General features: G+C 65.0%; 3 protein-coding genes. All 3 read left to right on the top strand.

From position 1 onward, the window contains the following. Positions 1-957, top strand: a 957-nt coding sequence (locus tag PFH44_RS26660; RefSeq protein WP_283826700.1) for an HlyD family secretion protein, incomplete at its 5' end; no start/stop codon positions are given. Continuing rightward, positions 954-2339 carry an efflux transporter outer membrane subunit gene (locus PFH44_RS26655; protein ID WP_283826699.1) on the top strand — a complete coding sequence of 462 codons (1386 nt, stop codon included), beginning with the start codon at positions 954-956 and terminating at the stop codon, positions 2337-2339. The genes PFH44_RS26660 and PFH44_RS26655, both read left to right, overlap by 4 nt. Positions 2340-2354: 15 nt before the next feature. Next, a partial coding sequence (locus tag PFH44_RS26650) for an O-methyltransferase (RefSeq protein ID WP_367575714.1) occupies positions 2355-2647 on the top strand: 293 nt, incomplete at its 3' end.

Genomic DNA, 2647 nt, shown 5'->3' with positions numbered 1-2647 from the left:
CTGTTTACCCGCCACAGCCAGTTTACCGATAATGCCTACGTGCGCGGGCAGACCACCTTTATCAGCCCGCAGGTCAGCGGCTATATCACCGCCGTCAACGTTCAGGATTTTGCCCAGGTTAAGCCCGGGCAGACGCTGTTCCAGATCGACGACCGGATCTACAAGCAGCGCGTCCACCAGGCGCAGGCCACCCTGGCGATGAAGGAGTCGGCGCTGAAAAATAACCAGCAGCAGCGCAGAAGCGCCCAGGCGGTAATTGCCCGCAACGAGGCAGCTTTGCAAAACGCCCGCGCGCAGAATCAGAAAACCCAGGCCGATTTAAAGCGCGTGCAGGATTTGACCGCCGACGGCTCGCTGTCGATTCGCGAGCGCGACTCGGCAAGGGCCAGCGCCGCCCAGGGTGCCGCCGATATTGAGCAGGCGAAAGCCACGCTGGAAATGTCGCGTCAGGATCTGCAATCCACCATCGTCAACCGCGACGCCCTGGAGGCCGACGTTGCCAGCGCCAGGGCCGCGCTGGAGCTGGCGGATATCGACCTGCAGAATACGCGGATCGTTGCGCCAACCGACGGACAGCTGGGGCAAATTTCCGTCCGGCTTGGCGCCTACGTCAGCGCCGGTACCCACCTGACGTCGCTGGTGCCGCCGCAGCACTGGGTGATCGCCAATATGAAAGAGACCCAGCTGGCGCACATTCGCATTGGCCAGGCCGCAACCTTCAGCGTCGATGCGCTCAGCGGCGAGAAGTTCCGCGGCGTCGTCCAGAGCATCTCCCCGGCGACCGGGGTTGAGTTCAGCGCCATTTCACCGGATAACGCCACCGGCAACTTTGTCAAAATTGCCCAGCGAATTCCGGTGCGCATCGCGGTCGATGAGGGGCAGAAAAATAGCCAGCATCTGCGCCCCGGCATGTCGGTGCAGGTCACCATCGATACCCGTGAGGGAGAGAAGCCATGATGCGCCAGCTCTCCCTTGCGCTGGCGCTCGGCGTCGCGCTGGCCGGCTGCCGTTCGGCAGACGTGCCCCCTGCCGCGCCGTCGCTGCAGATCCCCGCCGCCTGGCGCGCCGATATCGGCCCCGCCAGCCCGCTTGAGGGCTGGTGGTGGCGCAACTTTCACGACGGCCAGCTCAATCAGTACGTGGAGCAGGCGCTGCGCTACAACAGCGACGTGCTGATCGCCCGCGAGCGGGTGAATGAGTACCAGGCGCGGGCCTACGCCGCCGACAGCAGCCTGTTTCCGTCGCTTGACGCTTCGTTGACCGGCAGCCGCGCCCGCGCGCAGTCCGCCGCCACCGGCCTGCCCGTCCACAGCACGGTCTATAAGGGCGGGCTGACCGCCAGCTATGACGTCGATATCTGGGGAGCCAACCGCAGCGCCGCCAACGCCGCCGACGCCACCCTTGAGGCGCAGAAGGCCGCCGCCGCGGCCGCCGATCTCACCGTCGCCACCTCGGTGGCGGCAGGCTACCTGACGCTGCTCTCTCTGGACGAGCAGCTGCGGGTCACCCGGCAGACGCTAAAATCCCGCGAGGACGCCTACAACATGGCTAAACGCCAGTTTGAGACCGGCTACACCTCGCGTCTCGAGCTGATGCAGGCCGATTCGGAGCTGCGATCTACCCGGGCGCAGATCCCGCCGTTGGAGCATCAAATTGCCCAGCAGGAGAACGCCCTTAGCGTGCTGATCGGCAGCAACCCGCAGGCCATCAGCCGCCAGGACTTTGCCCATTTGACGCCGCTGGCGCTGCCGTCGCAGCTGCCCTCCAGCCTGCTGAACCGCCGACCGGATATCGTGCAGGCCCAGCGCCAGCTGCTCGCCGCCGATGCTACCCTTGCCTCTTCTCAGGCCCAACTGCTGCCGTCGCTCAACTTAACCGCCACCGGCAGCATGCAGGACCGCACGCTGCCCGACCTGCTCGATAACCCGCTGCGGCTGTGGAGCCTCGGCGGCAGTATTCTCGCCCCGCTGCTTAACCGCCAGGCGCTGAACGCCCAGGTCGACGTCTCGATGGCCCAGCGTAACCAGGCGCTGTACGGCTATGAGAAAACGGTGCGCGGCGCGTTTCGCGAGGTCAACGATAGCCTGGACGCCATCACCCGCTACGGCGAGCAGCTGACGGAGCTGCAGGGGCAGGAGGCGGTGGCGCAGGAGACGCTGCGGATTGCCGGAAACCGCTATCGCAACGGCTACTCCTCTTATCTCGAGGTTCTGGACGCCCAGCGCACCCTGTTCTCGACGCAAACCAGCGTCGTGCAGGTGAAAAATAACCTGCTGCTGGCGCAGGTTGATTTATATCGGGCGCTGGGAGGCGGCTGGTCTGCTTCATCAGGGACGTAATACAGGAAATTGTGCATGCAACAACAATGGTCTGCTGTGGATAGTTATCTTGTTGAAGCGCTGATCCCCCACGACCCGCTCTTGCAGCAGGTGCTGGAGAATAACCAGCGCGCCGGCCTTCCGGCCTACGACGTTGCCGCCAACCAGGGCCAGTTTCTGGCTCTGCTGGTGCGCATCACCCGCGCCCATCGGGTGCTGGAGATCGGCACGCTCGGCGGCTATAGCACCATCTGGATGGCGCGCGAGCTGCCGCCGGACGGCGAGCTGCTGACCCTGGAAGCCGACCCGCACCATGCGCAGATCGCGCG

Origin of the sequence: Klebsiella sp. Ech2A (assembly GCF_030078455.1) — a bacterium.
In the GTDB taxonomy this organism is placed as follows: domain Bacteria; phylum Pseudomonadota; class Gammaproteobacteria; order Enterobacterales; family Enterobacteriaceae; genus Klebsiella; species Klebsiella terrigena.
The sequence above is the reverse complement of the archived record's forward strand: the minus strand, read 5'-3'. Positions and strand labels throughout refer to the sequence as shown.